The 17,942-nt window shown below is 35.8% G+C and carries 15 protein-coding genes; 11 read left to right on the top strand and 4 right to left on the bottom strand.

From position 1 onward, the window contains the following. The 4 genes from QZV68_RS08000 to QZV68_RS07985 all read left to right on the top strand — a co-directional run. On the top strand, positions 1-372 hold a 372-nt coding region (locus QZV68_RS08000), incomplete at its 5' end, for a 4Fe-4S binding protein (RefSeq protein WP_296880295.1). Between the two features lie 142 nt (positions 373-514). Next, positions 515-1,675 carry an MFS transporter gene (locus QZV68_RS07995; protein ID WP_296880293.1) on the top strand — a complete coding sequence of 387 codons (1,161 nt, stop codon included), beginning with the start codon at positions 515-517 and terminating at the stop codon, positions 1,673-1,675. A gap of 74 nt (positions 1,676-1,749) precedes the next feature. After that, the gene (gene glyA / locus QZV68_RS07990) at positions 1,750-3,021 is read left to right on the top strand and encodes a serine hydroxymethyltransferase (protein WP_296880291.1); all 1,272 of its coding nucleotides are present in this window, start codon (positions 1,750-1,752) and stop codon (positions 3,019-3,021) included. A gap of 1 nt (position 3,022) precedes the next feature. After that, positions 3,023-3,715 (top strand): dihydromethanopterin reductase (acceptor), encoded by a 693-nt coding sequence (locus QZV68_RS07985; RefSeq protein WP_296880289.1) that lies wholly within the window; start codon positions 3,023-3,025, stop codon positions 3,713-3,715. On the opposite strand, the gene QZV68_RS07980 is transcribed toward QZV68_RS07985, so the two are convergent. Further along, a complete protein-coding gene (locus QZV68_RS07980; protein ID WP_296880287.1) occupies positions 3,701-4,027 on the bottom strand; it encodes a DUF192 domain-containing protein in 327 nt (108 codons plus the stop codon). The genes QZV68_RS07985 and QZV68_RS07980 overlap by 15 nt on opposite strands. Positions 4,028-4,590: 563 nt before the next feature. Here QZV68_RS07980 and QZV68_RS07975 point away from each other — a divergent pair. Both QZV68_RS07975 and QZV68_RS07970 read left to right on the top strand, forming a co-directional pair. Further along, on the top strand, positions 4,591-5,559 hold the full coding sequence (locus QZV68_RS07975; RefSeq protein ID WP_296880285.1) for a DUF3089 domain-containing protein: 969 nt from the start codon (positions 4,591-4,593) through the stop codon (positions 5,557-5,559). A 32-nt stretch (positions 5,560-5,591) separates the two neighbouring features. Next, a complete protein-coding gene (locus QZV68_RS07970; protein ID WP_296880283.1) occupies positions 5,592-6,470 on the top strand; it encodes an alpha/beta hydrolase in 879 nt (292 codons plus the stop codon). Positions 6,471-6,583: 113 nt separating this feature from the next. Here QZV68_RS07970 and QZV68_RS07965 read toward each other — a convergent pair whose 3' ends face one another. Further along, positions 6,584-7,261 carry a DsbA family protein gene (locus tag QZV68_RS07965; protein WP_296880281.1) on the bottom strand — a complete coding sequence of 226 codons (678 nt, stop codon included), beginning with the start codon at positions 7,259-7,261 and terminating at the stop codon, positions 6,584-6,586. A 335-nt stretch (positions 7,262-7,596) separates the two neighbouring features. Between QZV68_RS07965 and ileS the strand changes: the two genes are divergently transcribed. From ileS to QZV68_RS07940, 5 genes are read left to right on the top strand one after another with little or no spacing between them, the layout of a single operon-like run. Beyond that, positions 7,597-10,833, top strand: coding sequence for an isoleucine--tRNA ligase (gene ileS, locus QZV68_RS07960; RefSeq protein ID WP_296880279.1), 3,237 nt, complete (start codon positions 7,597-7,599; stop codon positions 10,831-10,833). 9 nt (positions 10,834-10,842) lie between these two features. Beyond that, a complete protein-coding gene (gene purL / locus QZV68_RS07955) occupies positions 10,843-12,984 on the top strand; it encodes a phosphoribosylformylglycinamidine synthase subunit PurL (RefSeq protein WP_296880277.1) in 2,142 nt (713 codons plus the stop codon). Between the two features lie 21 nt (positions 12,985-13,005). After that, positions 13,006-14,223, top strand: a complete 1,218-nt coding sequence (glp, locus tag QZV68_RS07950; protein ID WP_296880275.1) for a gephyrin-like molybdotransferase Glp — start codon at positions 13,006-13,008, stop codon at positions 14,221-14,223. Positions 14,224-14,239: 16 nt separating this feature from the next. Continuing rightward, on the top strand, positions 14,240-15,370 hold the full coding sequence (locus tag QZV68_RS07945) for a site-2 protease family protein (protein WP_296880273.1): 1,131 nt from the start codon (positions 14,240-14,242) through the stop codon (positions 15,368-15,370). 16 nt (positions 15,371-15,386) lie between these two features. Then, positions 15,387-15,935, top strand: a complete 549-nt coding sequence (locus tag QZV68_RS07940) for a DUF2115 domain-containing protein (protein ID WP_296880271.1) — start codon at positions 15,387-15,389, stop codon at positions 15,933-15,935. Positions 15,936-16,147: 212 nt separating this feature from the next. Here the strand turns inward: QZV68_RS07940 and QZV68_RS07935 are convergent, their stop codons facing one another. Both QZV68_RS07935 and QZV68_RS07930 read right to left on the bottom strand, forming a co-directional pair. Continuing rightward, positions 16,148-16,561, bottom strand: coding sequence for a ferritin family protein (locus tag QZV68_RS07935; RefSeq protein ID WP_292607738.1), 414 nt, complete (start codon positions 16,559-16,561; stop codon positions 16,148-16,150). Between the two features lie 55 nt (positions 16,562-16,616). After that, positions 16,617-17,843: an FprA family A-type flavoprotein gene (locus QZV68_RS07930; protein WP_296880270.1), complete on the bottom strand. Its 1,227-nt coding sequence runs from the start codon at positions 17,841-17,843 to the stop codon at positions 16,617-16,619. Between the last annotated feature and the right edge of the window lie 99 nt (positions 17,844-17,942).

Here is a 17,942-nt window from a genome sequence, read left to right as displayed (position 1 = left end):
GGTGTTTACATTGCTGGTGTAGCACAAGGTCCTAAAGATATTCCTGACTCCGTAGCACAAGGTTCAGCTGCAGCATCCAGAGCAGCAATCCCAATGGCTAAAGGAGAAGTAGAAATCGAACCTATTATTGCATCCAACGACGACGCTGTTTGTGGTGCTTGTCAAGTATGTGTTGAATTATGTCCATTCGCAGCAATTACTATTGCAACCGGTGTAGGTGGAAAAGAATTTGCACAAATTAACTCCGCATTATGTAAAGGATGTGGAACTTGTGTAGGTGCATGTCCATCCGGTGCTATGAACCAACAACACTTCAAAACCGAGCAAATTATGGCACAAATCAGTGCTGCTCTTGAAGACATAGGTAAATAGATTTAGAGATTAATTTCTCTATTTCTTTTTTTTCTTTTTTTTTTGATTTACTGATATTTTTTCTAATTTTTCCTGTTCCTTTAATTTCTCAAGATTTATATGCTATTTTTAACATAACTATTGTTATTAAGGAATTGAAAATATGAAGTATAATCCGAAACTGCTTTTATATATCTTGATGTTGTCTACCTTTGGTATAAATACTCCTTTGAGCATAATAGGCATCATTTCTCAAATATCCGAGTATTTTAATACATCAATTTCTATTTCCGGATTATATGTCAGTTCATTTACATTCACGATTGCGCTAAGTGGGCTGTTCATACCCATCTTATTTTCAAAGTATGAAAGAAAGAAAACATTTTCTTTTATATTGGGAATCTTTGCAATATCCAATTTCATTATTATCTTTACAGACAGTATTTTGATAGCTTCAATATTCAGAATTCTTTCAGCTGTCGTATATCCGGCGTTCATTTCACTTGCATTAACAGTTTGTGAAGAAATTGCTCCTGTCAATCAAAAACAGGATTATATAACTAAGATTTTGCTTGGAATTTCTGTTGGAAGTATCATTGGTCTTCCAATAACAACAGGTTTCGGTACGATATTTGGATATAAGATTGCAATGATTTGGATTTTTTCAATTAATTTTTTGACATTGCTTCTGATTTTAATATTTTTCCCAAAAATTCCTGGAAAATCGAAAAGCTATGAAGTGCCTTTTTCAAGTTTGAAATCTAAAAAATTCATTTTATCGACAATAGGAATAGTGATGATGCCAATCGGCGCAAGCATCGTTTACAACTACATTCCATATTTCCTCCAGACTGTAAGTCAAATTCACACATACAAATTAAGCATGGTTCTGTTAGCATATGGACTATTCTCAATTTTTGGAACCTGGCTTGGAGGAAAACTAATAGTCCTTAGGGACAAGGCTACATTAATCGTTTTTCATATAGTATGTGCTTTGGTATTCGTATTATTGTATTTCTTTGCAAAGTATTTGGCTGCCGTTTTGATTTTAATATTGATCTTTGGCATTCTTGACGGAATGGGCTATAACCTCATCCAGTATATTGAAACATCGCTGTTGCCTAAAAGTCCTGAACTTGCAAACGGAATATTTTTAAGCGTATTGAATGGTGGAATAGCAATTGGTATAGCAATAGGCGGATTTCTTGTAGATGGTTTTGGAGTAATGTCCATATTTGTCGGCGGATTCCTATTTTTAGTCATTGCATTTGTCATGATGGTCTATGTTATTTCAGTATTGAAAATCAGTTTGAAATATAGCTGACTTTCATAACTCTTATATTAGAAGATAAACAAAAATTAAATCATAAATATTTAATTGGATATTAGGTGTAGTAAATGGCTAATTATCATGACGAAATTTTAAACTTTGAAAAAATCGCAAAAGAACATACTGAATATATGAGAAACAGTATTAATATGATTGCTTCTGAAAACGTTACCAGTTTAGAAGTAACTGAAGCTGTTGCAACTGATTTTGCTCACAGATATGCTGAAGGACAGGCATTCCAAAGACTTTACGAAGGATGCCAATACATAGATTTGATTGAGGATAAAACCAAAAAACTTTCCTGTGAACTCTATGACTGTGATTATGCAAATGTTCAACCTGTTTCAGGAGTAACAGCAAATCTTGCAGCTTTCTTTGGTTTTTCAAAACCTGGTGATAAAGTAATGGCTTTGGAAGTGCCATCAGGAGGACACATTTCCCACGCTGATGTAAGTGCTGCAGGAATCCATGGTCTAAAAACAGTTTTCCACCCATTGGACAAAAACATAATGAACATTGACATCGACGCAATGAACAAAAAGATATTGGAAGAAAAACCAAAAATCGTTTTATTCGGTGGAAGCTTATTCTTATTCCCGCATCCTATTAAGGAAGCTCGTGAAGCTGCTGATGAAGTTGGAGCTACTATCATGTACGATGGAGCTCACGTTTTAGGTCTTATTGCAGGAGGACAGTTCCAACAACCTTTAAAAGAAGGGGCTGACCTGATGATGGGAAGTACACACAAGACATTCCCTGGTCCGCAAGGAGGAATTATTCTCTCACATAAAGAAAATGAACATATAATTGACAATGCAGTATTCCCTGGTGTTGTAAGTAACCACCATTTACACCACTTGCTCGGTTTAGGTATTGCAACCGCAGAAATGTTGGAATTCGGTGAAGCTTACGCAAAACAAATCATTAAAAATGCACAGGCATTAGGTCAGGCATTGTATGAAAGAGGATTCAATGTATTATGCGAAGACTTAGGATTCACAAAATCCCACCAAATTGCCGTTGACTTAACCAACATCAGATCAGCATCCGATATCGCAAAAGAATTGGCTGACAACAATGTAATTCTAAACAAAAACCTCCTGCCTGGAGATAACCGTGACAATTCCGATGATCCGTCAGGTATCCGTATAGGTACACAGGAAATTACCAGAAGAGGTTTAAAAGAAAAAGAAATGGATGAAGTTGCTGAATTCATTAAACGTGTAGCCGTAGATAAGGAAGATATTGCTGATGAAGTTGCTGAATTCATGAACCAATACACAAAACTCGATTATGCATTTTCAGACAGGGAAGCTTATAGATATCACAGATTAGATTAAAATGAGAATCGCATTTGCATTTACTGGAGCTGGTCATTTACTGCGTGAATCTGTTCAATTGGCCGAAAAACTGGCCGATGAACATGAAGTCACAATATTTTTGTCAGGTGCTGCAGAAGAAGTTCTTAAGATGTATGGACTTTATGAACGTGTTGAACGTTTGACAGGCGGAAAATATCGTGAATTAGCCACTGATTCAAACCAGAAATTTTCATATCCAATTACTGGCCGCCTATCTTTAGGAAAATATGACCTGACAATAGTATCGCCTGCTACAGCAAATACAGTTTCAAAGATTGTCTATGGAATTGCCGACACATTGGTTACAAATGTCGTTGCACAATCTGGGAAAGGTGCCGTTCCAGTGTATATGGTGCCTGTAGACATCCATCCGGGACCTGTTGATACGGTTCTACCTTCTAAAATTGAACTGTCTAAATGTCAGAACTGTGATGATTGTGTAGCTGCTCTTTCATGTGAACAGGGAGCTATTATCCCCCATTCAGAAATTGACCTTACGAAATGTATAGGTTGCGGATTGTGCAGAAATTCATGTCCGTATGATGCAATTTCGGAAGGAAAAATTATTACAATATATATGAGGGACATTGACATTGAAAATACCCGTAAATTGGAAAGCATTGACAATATTCAAATATTTGAAACTCCGGATGAAATTCTAGATAAAATCTAGTTCATCTCCTATTTTTATTTTTAACATATCCTTTTTAGTTTCTAAAATATATTTTGCCTGTTTTTTAGGTTTATAATATTTCCAGGGCTTTAGACTTGTTTTTTCAAATACCACTTTATTTTTGTCTAAAAAATAGACATCAATTTCAAATCTCATAAAATGGGTGTGTATTGATGAGTCCTTCAGGTTTAAGAATAATATTGCAAAGTCAATATCCTTTTTCATCATCAATCCTTTAAATCGATTGAAAAAATTATTTGCATATGTTATTTTGATATTAATTAATTCATTGGTTGTTTTATTCAAAATCATAGGTTTATCTTTTTGTTTTTAAGTATTTAAAGGTTTAATGGCTTATTATAATTTTTGCTTTCGTCTCGTAAAAAAACATACAAATAATAATGGAACAAATCCGAATGCTATTAAATATATTCCTGCAATTAGGATACTGCTTCTGCACTATACAAGGGGTAAACTCAAAAATCAAACCCAATTTCAAGTACTTTCTTAAACCGAAATTATCATCTCACTATAATAATGATTTAAATAATAAAAAAATAGTAAAAACTATTAATTAATGTAATCATATAAATATGTATTAATATAAGGTAAAATTTATTTAAGATGAATAAAAATAGACATTTAAAGAAAAAATAGATGAATCTATAGAATATCGCTAAATCAAAAAACAAGAAAAGAAATTAGTAATAAACAAGAGATGGTTGAAAGAAACTAGAAGCACATATTAAAGAAGAATACAGCGAAAAATATGGTGATGAATGATTTCAATATCATCTATTTTTTTGCCTTATAGTTACTTTAATTTTAAATTACATCACTTCAGACCATCCAATATATGAATTAGGAGGAAAATAATGTTTGAAAAACCATTTATAGGAACTGCGCCAGATTATTCAGAAAATAAACATTGGCTAGCACTACCGGAAAACCTAGATAAATCAGTAGATTTGATATTTCTTTATCCTTCAAGCTGTAATGACCCCGAAGCTGATATCATCTGTGACATTGACAATTCATCCATGGTGGAAGGGGCAAAACTTAATTTTGCTCATGAAGCCACTGCATTTGAGGGTATTGCAAATATCTTTGCCCCATACTGGAGGCAGGTGAATGGATTAAAACTTCCAATGATGAGTTTTGAGGAAGTATATAACGCTGAATGGGCAGAACCAAGAACCGATGTCTATGCTGCTTTGGATTATTATTTTGAAAATTTGAATGATGGACGGCCATATTTCTTTGCAGGGCATTCACAGGGATCAAGGCTATGTTACATGGTTTTGTCCGAATATATGAAAGAGCATCCTGAGTACTATGAAAACATGATTGCTGCATATTGTATTGGTGACTCTTTAACTAAGAAATATCTGGAGGAGAACCCGCACATCAAAGCAGCACAAACTGCCGATGATTTGGGAGTTGTTGTTTCATGGAATACTGAAGGACCTGCAAACAAAGGTAAGGACTCACTTGTTATTTCTCCAGGTGCAATTTCAATAAATCCGCTTAATTGGCGTGTTGATGAAACACCTGCAGATGCAGAGCTAAATCTTGGAACTTTCGTGCCACATTTGGCAGATGATGGAATGGACGAATTACCTATAAAAGCAGATGCAGTGATTGACCTTGAAAGAGGTTCAGTTATGGTGATGAATCCTGAATTTGAACAATATGCAATATCAAAACTTATGGGACTTGAAGCTATAGAACATGTTTTTGGACCGGCAAGTTATCATGGATGTGATTATTCATTCTTCTACCTGAACATACGTGAAAATGCCCGTACAAGGTCTGAAGCATGGTTTGAAAAGAAAAGGGATTAAATTGATTTAAAAATTATTTGTGGTGTAAAAAAATGTCAAGAATGTCAAAGATTGTGGAAATTGCACTGGATAAAAAGCATCGTGAATATGTTGATGATGCCGATAAAGCTGATGAACATATGCAGGAGCGTTCTCTTGAAGAAGATGAACCTTATAAAATACCAAAAGGAATATATCGCACTAAGGTTGAAACGAAAGACATGTTTGGATGCCAGATGGTAATCTTTAATGAAGTTGAAGACAGTGAACGTTTGGTCATATATCTTCATGGAGGAATATATGTTAACGAGATTAAGTCTGTTCACATTAATTTCTGCGATAAACTTGCAAAAAAGGTTAATGCATGCGTATTTGCTCCAATATATCCGCTTGCTCCAAACCATACATATGAAGAAACCTACGAAATCGTTGAAAAGTTATATAGGCATTTGCTTGAAATAAATAAGCCTATCATAATCATGGGAGATTCTGCTGGAGGAGGATTGTCCGCAGCATTTGCTGAACATTTGGCCGTTATTGATTTGCCTCAGCCTGAAAACTTAATTTTAATATCTCCTTGGCTTGATGTGTCAATGTCTGGTGATTATGATGATGTGGAATTTGATCCAATGCTTGGAGTGGATGGACTGCGTGAAATGGGCGAAACATGGGCAGCCGAACTTGATTCAAAAGACTATAAAGTAAGTCCGCTCTTTGGTGAAGTAGATAATCTTCCAAAAACAACACTCTTCGTAGGAACTCATGAAATATTCTATCCGGATGTCGTAAAATTCTATAACAAACTTAAAGATAATGGTGTTGATGCTGAACTTAATGTTGGTGAAGAAATGACTCATGTTTATGCCATTTATCCATTGGTTTCAGAATCAAATGAAGCATTCAAACACATTGTTGAAATAATTTTAGATTAAATGGGGGTGTTAACTACAGAGATTTTTAACACCCTTTTATTTTTAAAAAAATTAGTTTTAGATTTTATTTAAATAATTTTTATTAAAAGTTTAATAGGTTTTATATGCTTTTTTCACAATGTTCCAAATCCATAGGTTTTGGATTTAATATTGCCGTCAGTAAAATCTTTAAGGGCAATTTCAAACTCTTCGGTTGAAAATGCTCCTGGAATTATTAGTCTTTCTTCCTTTTCATTTAAAATAAAGCAGGGTGTTGATGTAATTCCATTTGAGATAGCTTCTTCCATATCAAGGAAAATTTCTATGTTGTAATAATTATTTTCAAGTATTTTTCGAGCTTCGCTTTCATCCAATCCGCATGAAATGGCGATATCGGTTAAAATGTTTATATCAGCAATATTTTCATTTTTAACCATATTGGAATAAAATATTTTATCTACAAGGTCTAAAGTCATTTCCGGATAGTTGCTTTGCACGAATTTTGTTAATCTGAGAGCATCCTTTGAGCTTGTAAGCTTAATCTCTTTGAAATTGATTTTCAATCCGTCATCAAGTGCAATTTTTTCAATTTCTGAAATTCTCTCTGATGCTTCCTCCTCGCAGAGGTCATATTTGTCGGCATATCTTTCAGTAATGCTTATGGTAGGTCTTTTTCCTGCTTCAGGCTCAAGTTCAAAAGGTTTCATTTCCCATTCGACATCCAAATTGAGACTTTTGCAAGCTTTCTTAATTCTTTCAAGTCCAATATAGGAATATGGGCAGTTAAAATCAATTAGATAAATAATTCTCATTTTTTATCATCTTTTTTCTTAGATTTGCTTTTTTTAGAGACCTTGTATAATTTAATGAAATTATCGACAGTTCTAATAATTGTATTGTACTTTCTATAAAATCCCATGTTATTAGTTAGGTTATTATTTTATATCAATTTTATTTTTTTCATATTATTTTTTTTACATAATATTGCTTGATTCTCGCAAAACTTCATTTCAAATTCACGATTTCCGCTTTTAATTTATTTTTAAATCTTTTAGATTTTTAAAATATTCAAAAATTACAATAACCTTTATTTATTATCTAAAACAAAAAGATACATATTATAAACTATTACTTTTGAGGAGTTAAAATGCCAATTAAAGAGGCAGATAAATCATACGATCACGATAAAATAGAAAAGAAAGTTCAAAAATTCTGGAAACAGGAAGAAACTTTCAAAAAAGTCAACGAGCTTAGAGAAAAAGGTCCCAGATACTCATTTTTGGATGGGCCTCCATACTGTAGCGGTAAAATACATTTAGGTACAGCCTGGAATAAGGTTATTAAGGATTCATACCTTAGATACAAATCCATGAACGGATTCAGCTTAAGACGTCAGGCTGGATGGGATATGCACGGTCTTCCAATCGAAAATAAGGTAGAGCACCTGATGGATATTCAATCAAAACAGGAAATTGAAGAAATAGGTATCGATAAATTCGTCGATAAATGTAGGGAATTTGCCCTTGAAAACAAGGTAGCAATGGAACAGCAATTCGACCAGCTGGGTGTCTGGATGGATTGGGACGACCCGTATATGACACTTGACCCAAAATATATGGAGTCATCATGGTGGACACTTAAAAGGGCAAACGAACAGAATTTGCTTGTAAATGACCAAAGGGTTATCAGCTGGTGTCCTCACTGTGGAACAGCACTTGCTGCAGCAGAAATTGAATATGAGGAAAAAGTTGACCCATCAATCTATATTAAGTTCCCTGTAACCGGTGAAAAGGACACTTATTTTTTAGTTTGGACAACTACTCCATGGACACTTCCTGCAAACCTTGCAATCTGTGCAAATCCTGAATTCGATTATGTTTATGTTTCAAAAGACGGTGAAACCTATATTTTAGCTGAAAACCTGATGGAAGATGTTTTAGGAAAAAGAATTAAAATCCACAGAACCAAAATACCTGCTGAAAATGAGGATGAGGAAGATAAAATCATCGAAGAGAAAGAAGTGATGTATGAAATCATCAAAACAGTCAAAGGTCAGGATTTAATTGGCAAGACTTATGATTATATTTTAGCAGATGAAATTCCAAAACAAATGGAATTTGACTCACAAATAGAAAAAGTACATACAATCCTACCTGGAGACCACGTAGAACTTGGTGAGGGTACAGGTTTGGTTCACACAGCACCAGGACACGGTCCGGATGATTTTGAAGTAGGTCAGGCAAATGGACTTCCGATTTTCTGTCCTGTTGGTGAAGATGGATGTTTCACAGAGGATGCAGGAAAATATGCAACCAAATTCACAAAAGAAGAAAATCAACAAATTATTGAAGATTTACAGGATAAAAACCTAATGTATCGTGTTGAAACTATTGAACACAGATACGGTGTATGCTGGAGATGTAAAACTCCTATTATTTATCGTGCTACAAAACAATGGTTCTTGAAAGTAACAGAAATAAAACAAAAAATGTTGGATGAAATTGCAGAAGTCGAATGGATACCTAAATGGGCTGGAGAAGGCAGATTCCATGATTGGGTAGATAATGCCCGTGACTGGACAATTTCAAGACAAAGATATTGGGGTATTCCAATTCCTATATGGGAATGTCCTGATTGTGGAGAACTGAAGGTTATAGGTTCTCTGGATGAGTTAAAATCAGAATCATTAAATGAAATCAATGTAAGCGATGCAGATCTTATCCACAGGCCATATGTTGATGAAGTTGAAGTAAAATGTGACGGCTGTGGAAAAGCTATCAGAAGAATTCCTGATGTGCTTGATGTATGGATAGACTCAGGAGTTGCCGGATGGGCATCCCTATATTATCCGGAAGAGAAAGAAAAATTCGCAGACTGGTTCCCATATGACTTCATTACAGAAGGTCATGACCAAACCAGAGGCTGGTTCTATTCACAATTAGGAACTGGAGTAATTTCAATGGGTAAAAGCCCATACCAAAAAGTATTGATGCATGGATTTGTATTGGATGAAAACGGAAACAAAATGTCCAAGTCATTAGGAAATGTCGTATCTCCCGAAGAAGTAATAGAAAAATATGGTGCGGATGTTTTAAGATTCTATTTATTATGGGCTTCAAAACCATGGGATGACTTGAAATTCGTATGGGAGGAAATCCTTAACATCAACAAGATGTTCAACATCTTATGGAACGTATACGTATTTTCAACAACTTACATGTCTTTAGATGACTTCAATCCAATGGAATTAACCGAAGATGCTATGATTTTAAGGGCTGAAGATAAATGGATTATCTCAAAAGCAAATACCTTGGTAAAAGAAGTGGCTAAAGATTTGGATGACTTATTCTTCCACAAGGCTACAAGAAAAATCAATAATTTCATCCTGGAGGATTTAAGCCGCTGGTATGTAAGACTCATTCGTGGAAGAACCTGGGTTGAAAGCGATGATCCTGACAAATTGGGAGCATATTACAGCTTATACACAGCTCTTGTCAAATTAATTTCAGTATTATGTCCAATAGCTCCTCATGTTTCAGAAGAAATCTATGAAAACCTTGTAAGAGGTGTAAACCCAGAAGCTCCGGAAAGTATTCACATGAATGATTGGGGATATGATGAAGAGCTAATTGATGAGGAATTGGAAGCTAAAATGGATGTTGTACGTGACGTGATTGAAGCATCCATTAAGGCACGTGACATGGCACAATATAAACTCAGATGGCCAGTATCTGACATCACTGTCGTATCTCAGGATGAGGATATATTAAACGCTATTGAAGAGTTGAAGGACATTATTAAAGACCAGTCCAATACCAAAGATGTTTTATGCGCAAGCGAATTTGAAAAGCTATCATTTAATGCAAAACCAAACCTTAAGATTTTAGGCCCTAAGCTTAAAGGAGACATGGGAAAAGTTGTTAAAGGTTTAAAAACAGCTGATGGTAATCAAATCAAGGCAGATTTGGAGGCTAATGGTAGTGTTACTATCGAAGGAATTGAATTGTCCTCTGAAGAAGTATTGTTCGATTCAGAGCTTCCGGATGATTTCGTTTCATCTGAATTTGATGGAGGAAATGTATTTGTAAACACAAATATAACTCCAGAAATCAAGCAGGAAGCGATGGCCCGTGAACTTATAAGAAGGGTTCAGGACATGAGGAAGGAATTGGACCTTGATGTTGAGGCAAACATTAATGTCACTGTTGAAACATCTGAAGAATTTAAAGATTTAATAGTGCCTCAAGCGGAATTTATTTCTCATGAAATCAGAGCTAAAAACTTAATAATTTCTGATACTGAACAATGCAGTAAAGATTCTGACGTTTATACAAAAGAATGGGATATTGAAGGAGAAAAAGTAATTATTTCAATTAAAAATTAGGGTGTTATCATGACTTTAGCTGACTCTGAAATTGAATATATTGAAGGAATCCTTGGCAGGAAAATGAATGAACTTGAAGAAGGTATGCTTGACGTAATGTTTTCAGAACATTGTTCCTATAAAAGCAGCAGACCTTTCCTAAGAGCATTCCCAACCGAAGGAGAAAATATCATTTTAGGTCCTGGAGACGATGCGGGACTTGTAAGTGTAACAGATAAATATGCATTAGCTGTAGGAATGGAATCTCACAACCACCCATCAGCTATTGAACCATACGGTGGTGCAGGTACAGGTATTGGTGGAATATTAAGAGACATCATCTCAATGGGAGCAATGCCTATTGCACTTTTGGATTCACTTAGATTTGGTCCTCTTGAAGAGGATGAAAAATCAAGATACCTCTTTGAACATGTCGTAAAGGGAATTTCCGATTACGGAAACCGTGTAGGGGTTCCAACTGTTGCAGGTGAAATAGAATTTGATGAATCATTCAGAACCAATCCGTTGGTAAACGTAATGTGTGTCGGTCTTGTTGAAAAGAAAAACATTGTTCGTGCTCAGGCACCAAATATTGGAGACGTATTTCTCTTAATGGGTGGAACTACAGGTCGTGACGGAATTCATGGTGTAACATTCGCATCCGAAGAATTGACTTCAGATTCTGAAACCGAAGACAGACCTGCGGTTCAGGTAGCAGATCCATTTACCAAAAAAAGAGTTTTAGAAGCTTCACTTGAAATAATGGAAAAAATTAAAGTTAGTGGAGTTAAGGATTTGGGAGGCGGAGGCCTAACATGTTGTATTTCAGAACTGGTGGATGCATCTGAAAACGGAGCATTGGTTGACCTACGTGCAATTCCTTTAAGGGAAACAGGAATGACTCCATATGAAATCATGCTTTCAGAGTCTCAGGAAAGGATGGTATTTGTCATAAACCCTCAGGATGTTGAGCTTGCTCAAAAAATCTGTGACAAACATGAAATCGTTTCATCAGTAATAGGGGAAGTCATTGAAGGAAACAACATGATTATTTCTGATGAAGGGGATGAAATTGCAAATCTTCCAACAATATTGCTTGCAGACCCTCCTTCAATTGACAGACCAATCGCTGAAATCCCAGAAGATACTCAAAAACCTGACTTAAAAGAACCTGGAGTTTATGAATCCTTGCCAAAATTATTGTCCAGCCCAAACATCGCATCAAAAGAATGGGTTTACAAACAATATGACCATGAGGTTCAAGTTAGAACTGTTGTAAAACCTGGCGATGATGCTGCAGTACTTAGAATTGATGATGAAACAGCTATTGCACTTACTACAGATTCAAATACAATCCACACAAAATTGTCTCCATTTGACGGAGCAGGAGGATGTGTTGCAGAGGCTATAAGGAATGTCATTTCAATGGGAGCTACTCCATATGCAGTTGTGGACTGCTTAAACTTCGGAAATCCTGAAACACCCGAAATTTTATGGCAATTCAAAACAGCTATTGAAGGAATGAGTTTGGTGGCCGAAAAATTCGATGCTCCAGTCATAAGCGGAAATGTAAGTTTCTACAATGAGACTGAAGGAATCAAAATCAATCCAACTCCGGCTGTTGGTGTAATTGGTGTTGAAAACATTAAAAACATCAGAACTATGGACTTTAAAAATGAAGGGGATAAAATCCTTTTAATCGGTAAGACTTATGATGAATTGACCGGTTCTGAATATCACAGAACCATACACGGTTTGGAAATAGGAACTGCTCCAAGAATTAGGATTGAAGATGAAGTGGCCAACGGTCAATGCGTATTGAAATTGATTGATGAGGATGAAGACAAAAATATTACTGCTGTTCATGACGTATCCGCAGGTGGTTTGGCTGTAGCACTTTCAGAAATGTTCATCAAGTCAGGATTAGGCTGTGAAGTTGAATTGACTGATGAAGAATTGGATAAAATCCAGTTGCTATACTCAGAAAGCCATGGAAGGTACCTGTTAACTGTTAAAGCGGATGCAGTTGATGACATTTTATCTAAAATCGATGTGGATGTTGAAGTAATCGGTGAGGTAAAAGGCAACTCATTTAATATTAACGGTCATGAGTTCAGTTTTGATGATTTAAATGATGCATATCATGGAGTAATCGAACAGTATATGGCATAAATTGCTTGGGGGAGTATTTTAATGTTCTTATCTAAATTGGAGTCTCTATCAAATGCATCAAAATTAATCAGCGATAATCAAAAGGTTACTGATATTGAAGAAATTCCTATTGCAGAATCCCATAAAAGGGTTTTGGCTGAAGATATCATGGCTTTTCATGATTCTCCACCGTTTGACAAATCTGCAATGGATGGTTTTGCAGTAATTGGTGAAAATACATTTGGTGCTTCCCAATCCGCTCCTAAAAAATTAAAAATAGTTGATGCTATCGGTGCAGGAGATTTTTCTTCCAAAACTGTCGGTGAAAATGAAGCAATCGTTATAGCTACAGGAGCACCTATCCCTGATGGTGCTAATGCCGTCATTATGAAGGAATACACTACAACCGATGGTGATGAGTTAACAATTTTCTCTCAGGTAACTCCCGGCGAAAATGTCAGCCCAAAATCTGAGGACATCGAGAAAGGTCAAAAGATCCTTTCCAAAAATACATTTATCAGATATCAGGAGATGGGTTTGATTGCATCAGCAGGTTATGATACCGTAAAAGTGTTCAAAAAGCCTAAAGTCATGATTATCATAACAGGCAATGAGCTGGTCGAGCCTACCAAGGAGGAAATAGACAAAGCAAAAATTATCAATTCCAATCAGTTTACTATCAAGGCAATGGTAGAGGATTCAGGAGCCGTTGCAGATTTGACTCATGCAGGAGATTCATTTGATGAAGTTGTATCTGCAATATCAAACGCATGTGAGGATTATGATGTTGTAATGACTACAGGAGGAACAGCCATCAGTAAAGGCGATGTCGTTTTGGATGCTGTTGACAAGATTGGTGAGATATTGTTCCATGGTGTAGCCATTAGGCCAGGCAAACCTGCCGGAGCTGGAATCGTTAATGATACTATGGTGTTTACATTTTCAGGTCAGCCTGTTGCTGCCATGAGCCAGTTTGACATGTTTGCAAGAAAATACCTATTTGAAATGCAGGGAAGGTCATTTGATTTCCATGTTGTTAAAAGGATATCTCAGCTTAAGATACCTTCACAGCTTGGAAGGTGCGATTTTATTCGTGCAACATCTGATGATGATCATGCAAAACATGTGCTGAACAGGGGTTCAGGCATTATTAGGTCAATGGTTGAGGCGAACAGCTATATCATAATAGATGAAAACGATGAAGGATATCAAAAGGATGATATAGTTGACGTTGTCTTCTTTGATTCACTACTTTGGTAGTTAAAGGTGTATTTTAATGAATGGTATCTACTATTATTTGATAGCTTTCTTTATTATCTGGATATTGGCTCTAACATTAAAAAGTAAACTGACCAATCACGGTTTTGAAATCAATTTCCCGATTATCATGTGGAAAACTGATAAGCTGAGGGGGATTATTTCAAAAATCTCTAATTTTTCTCCAACATTCTGGAAATGGTATATGAATGTTGGTATTGTTGTCTGCTATATTGGCATGGTTGCAATGGCATGGATATTGTTTAGTTCTCTTCAAACGGTTTTCGATACTCCAAGCGTTTCGATTGTACTTCCTGGTGTCGAAATACCTGGATCACCCATATATGTTCCGTTCTTATCAGGTTTCATTGCTTTAGCCACTGTATTGATTGTACATGAATTTTCACATGGAATTCAGGCTGTCGGGGAAAAAATTCCCATAAAATCAGTTGGGCTTTTGCTGGTTGCAATACTTCCTGGAGCATTTGTAGAGCCTGATGAAGATGAGCTCAAAAAATCCAGCAGAATTTCCCGCCTCAGGGTCTATGGCGCCGGAACAATGGCAAATATCACTTTGGCATTGATAGCTCTTTTGATAGTTTCAGGCATATCTTATGAAATTCCTGCATTATTTGATGAAGATGGAATTGAAATCAGCAGGATTGTAGGTGATTCTCCGTCTGAAGGTATTTTAAAGCAGGGTATGATTATTGAATCAATTGACGGCAATAAGATTAATAATTCCCAAAACTATATTGATATCGTTTCCTCATTCTCTCCAGGCGACAACGTGACGGTTCAAACAGACCAGGGAAATTACAATGTTGTGCTGGGAAAGAATCCAAATAACGAATCTGTAGGTTTCTTTGGAATACAGGCTTCAAAACACTTTGAACTTAAAGACAATTCAATGGGCGACCTTCCTTGGGCACTGTTTACTCTGGCCGAAATTTTCCAATGGATTTTTACTTTGAATTTGGGAATTGGCCTGTTCAATATACTTCCAATCAAACCGCTGGATGGCGGATACATGCTTGAAATCTTATTGAGTTATAAGCTATCTGAAAATCAGTATAAACCTATTGTTAATTCTCTTTCAGCAGTATTTGCAATTGTAATTGTATTCAGTATCGTGGCTGGTTTTATTTAGTTAAGGGATGAATTTCATGAGCTTGTCGTTAGAGATGTATGATGACTTTTCGGATGTGGCCTCAGGTGAAGAGACTGTTTCCTGTGGTGCCGTTTTAGATATTTTGAAGAAATATTCTTCATCTATATCAGTATTTGATTTGATGGCAGTTAATGCTGAGATGATAGAAGAAAGCAAATATGTTCAGGAAAATTATAAGGATAAAAGCCATAAGGTTTATGCCAAGTACTTTTTGGGTCGTATTAAGGATGTTTCAGGTGATGACAATGAATATGACCATGATATTGACAAGGAAGAGTTCATTGATGCGGTTGCTACCCTGAAATCATATCATATTAATGAATCCGTAACTTCAAAAACAAAGTTTCCATTGATTTACGGAATAATTTCAATTTATACCACATTCATTCTTGAAGAGCCGATTCATCCGGTTGGGACTCCATTTCCAGGATCGCTATATGTTGAAGAAAAAGACGGCGTATTCTATTGCCCGGTCAAGGATGCCAATTTGGAATCTCCTAATGCAGTTTGTAAAATGTGCATTGCTGAACAACTTGAATTTTAACATTGACGATTGAATTTAAGTAACTTCAGGCTTTTTTTTCTAATGATATATATGCTCACTTTTTAAAACACTTTATTTTTTCAAAGCCTGCTGTTAATGTTAATTTCAGTTAAAAAATAGTCATGATTATCCAGTTCAATTAATTTAATTAATCATATATTGTAAAAAAAGAATAAGGGAAAGAATTGTAAAATTCTTTCATATTTTTAAATCTAGAAATATCTTTCTAAGATTCCTTCTAATATTTTGTAGTGACGACCTTCGTCTTTGGAACTTTCACGGAAGAAATCAGCAGCAGTTTCGATTCCAGCTTCTTCAGCTTTTTCGGAAGCTTCTCTTTTTTCTGCGTTAGCCATTTTTTCTCCACCCATCATCCATTCGATGTTTTCTTTGAGGGTAGGTTTGATGATTCCGTTCATTTCACAGAATCTTGCAGCGTGTTCAGCTTCTTCCCATGCTAATCTTTTAAATACTTCAGCTAATTCCCCATAACCTTCTCTGGAAGCTTGTCTGGACATAGCTAAGTAAATACCTACTTCGTTAGTTTCTCCTTCAAAGTTTCCTGCGACAAATTTTTCCACAGGAGTTCCTTTTGTAATTCCAATTTCATGTTCGTATTTTACCATAAATATCAATCTCCATTAGGTATATTATTTTTTACATTTTATATAATTTCCGAATTTATAACTCTTTACATGCTTGTGCTAATTTTTTACCTAACTCGTAACTTGTTTCATCTTCTTCTGCAGTTGGAACGAAAGTAATTTCTTGAGTGTCTACCACGTCAAATCCGTAGTTGTTTAATTCTTCAGCAAGCATAGCAGGTGTTCCACCTTTTCCACCCATTGAACCGAAGGTAACTGCTTTTCTTACAATTCCGGTTCTGTTAAAGAGTAATCCTTTCAAGTAGTACATGATGTCTCCGATACTTGGGTATGGTACATCGTTAATGGTAGGATCACCGACAGCAATTCCTTTACTTGTTAAGATGCTTTTGACGATTTCGGATCTTTCATCTTCGTGTAAGAAGAAGATTTCTACATCGTAACCTTCAGACATTGCACCTTCTGCAATTTCATGAGCCATTTGCTGGGTTGAGTAGTGCATTGTATCGTAGATGATTGTGATTTTATCTTCACATACGCCGGTAGCCCAGTTTTGGTAAGCTCCGATAATTTGCATTGGGTCAGTCCAGATTTGACCGTGGGATGGTGCAATCATTTTAATGGAGTCGAGTAAGCCTAATTCCACTACTTCGTTTAATTTTTTAAGTACTAATTTGGAAAGAGGTGTAATTAAGTTTGCATAGAATTTTTGAGCTGCATCCATTAAGACGTATTCTGGGATTTCATCTGAGAATCTTTGGGTGAAACAGAGGTGTTGACCGAATGCGTCGTTAGGGAATAAAATTCCGGTTTCATCAGCAAGCAAGGTGAACATGCTGTCAGGCCAGTGTAATAAGAAAGCATCGAGGAATGCTAATGTTCTTCCACCGACATCTAAAGAGTCTCCAGTTCCTACAGTGATGAATTCAGCGCCTTCAAGTGCTGGGTAATGTTTTAACAATCCGTTTACTGCAATTTTGGTACAGTAGATAGGTGCTTCAGGGAATCTTTTGTGTAAGTCCACTAAAACTCCGGAATGGTCTTTTTCAACGTGGTTTTGAATGATGTAGTCAACTTTGACTTCTCTTCCTTCTTGAGCAAAAGCGTCATCGATACGTGCCATCATTTCTTTTGTTTTTCCAGGATAAGCATTATCAATGATTGCTACTTCATCTTCTCCAAATACAATGTATGCATTGTAAGTGGTTCCGTCTAAGGTATAACCGTGATAGGTTCTTAAGTCCCAATCGAGTACACCAATCCAGTATACTCCATCAGCTATTTTTTGTGCGTTTGCTTTCATAATATCTCCTTTTATTAATGTTTTTATTCATGGATGTGTTATCTATGAATTGATATTATTATCTAATTTGTTATTATATATAATTTTGTTTTATACGAA

The sequence above is a fragment of the uncultured Methanobrevibacter sp. genome (assembly GCF_902801725.1).
Lineage (GTDB): Archaea > Methanobacteriota > Methanobacteria > Methanobacteriales > Methanobacteriaceae > Methanocatella.
The sequence above is the reverse complement of the archived record's forward strand: the minus strand, read 5'-3'. Positions and strand labels throughout refer to the sequence as shown.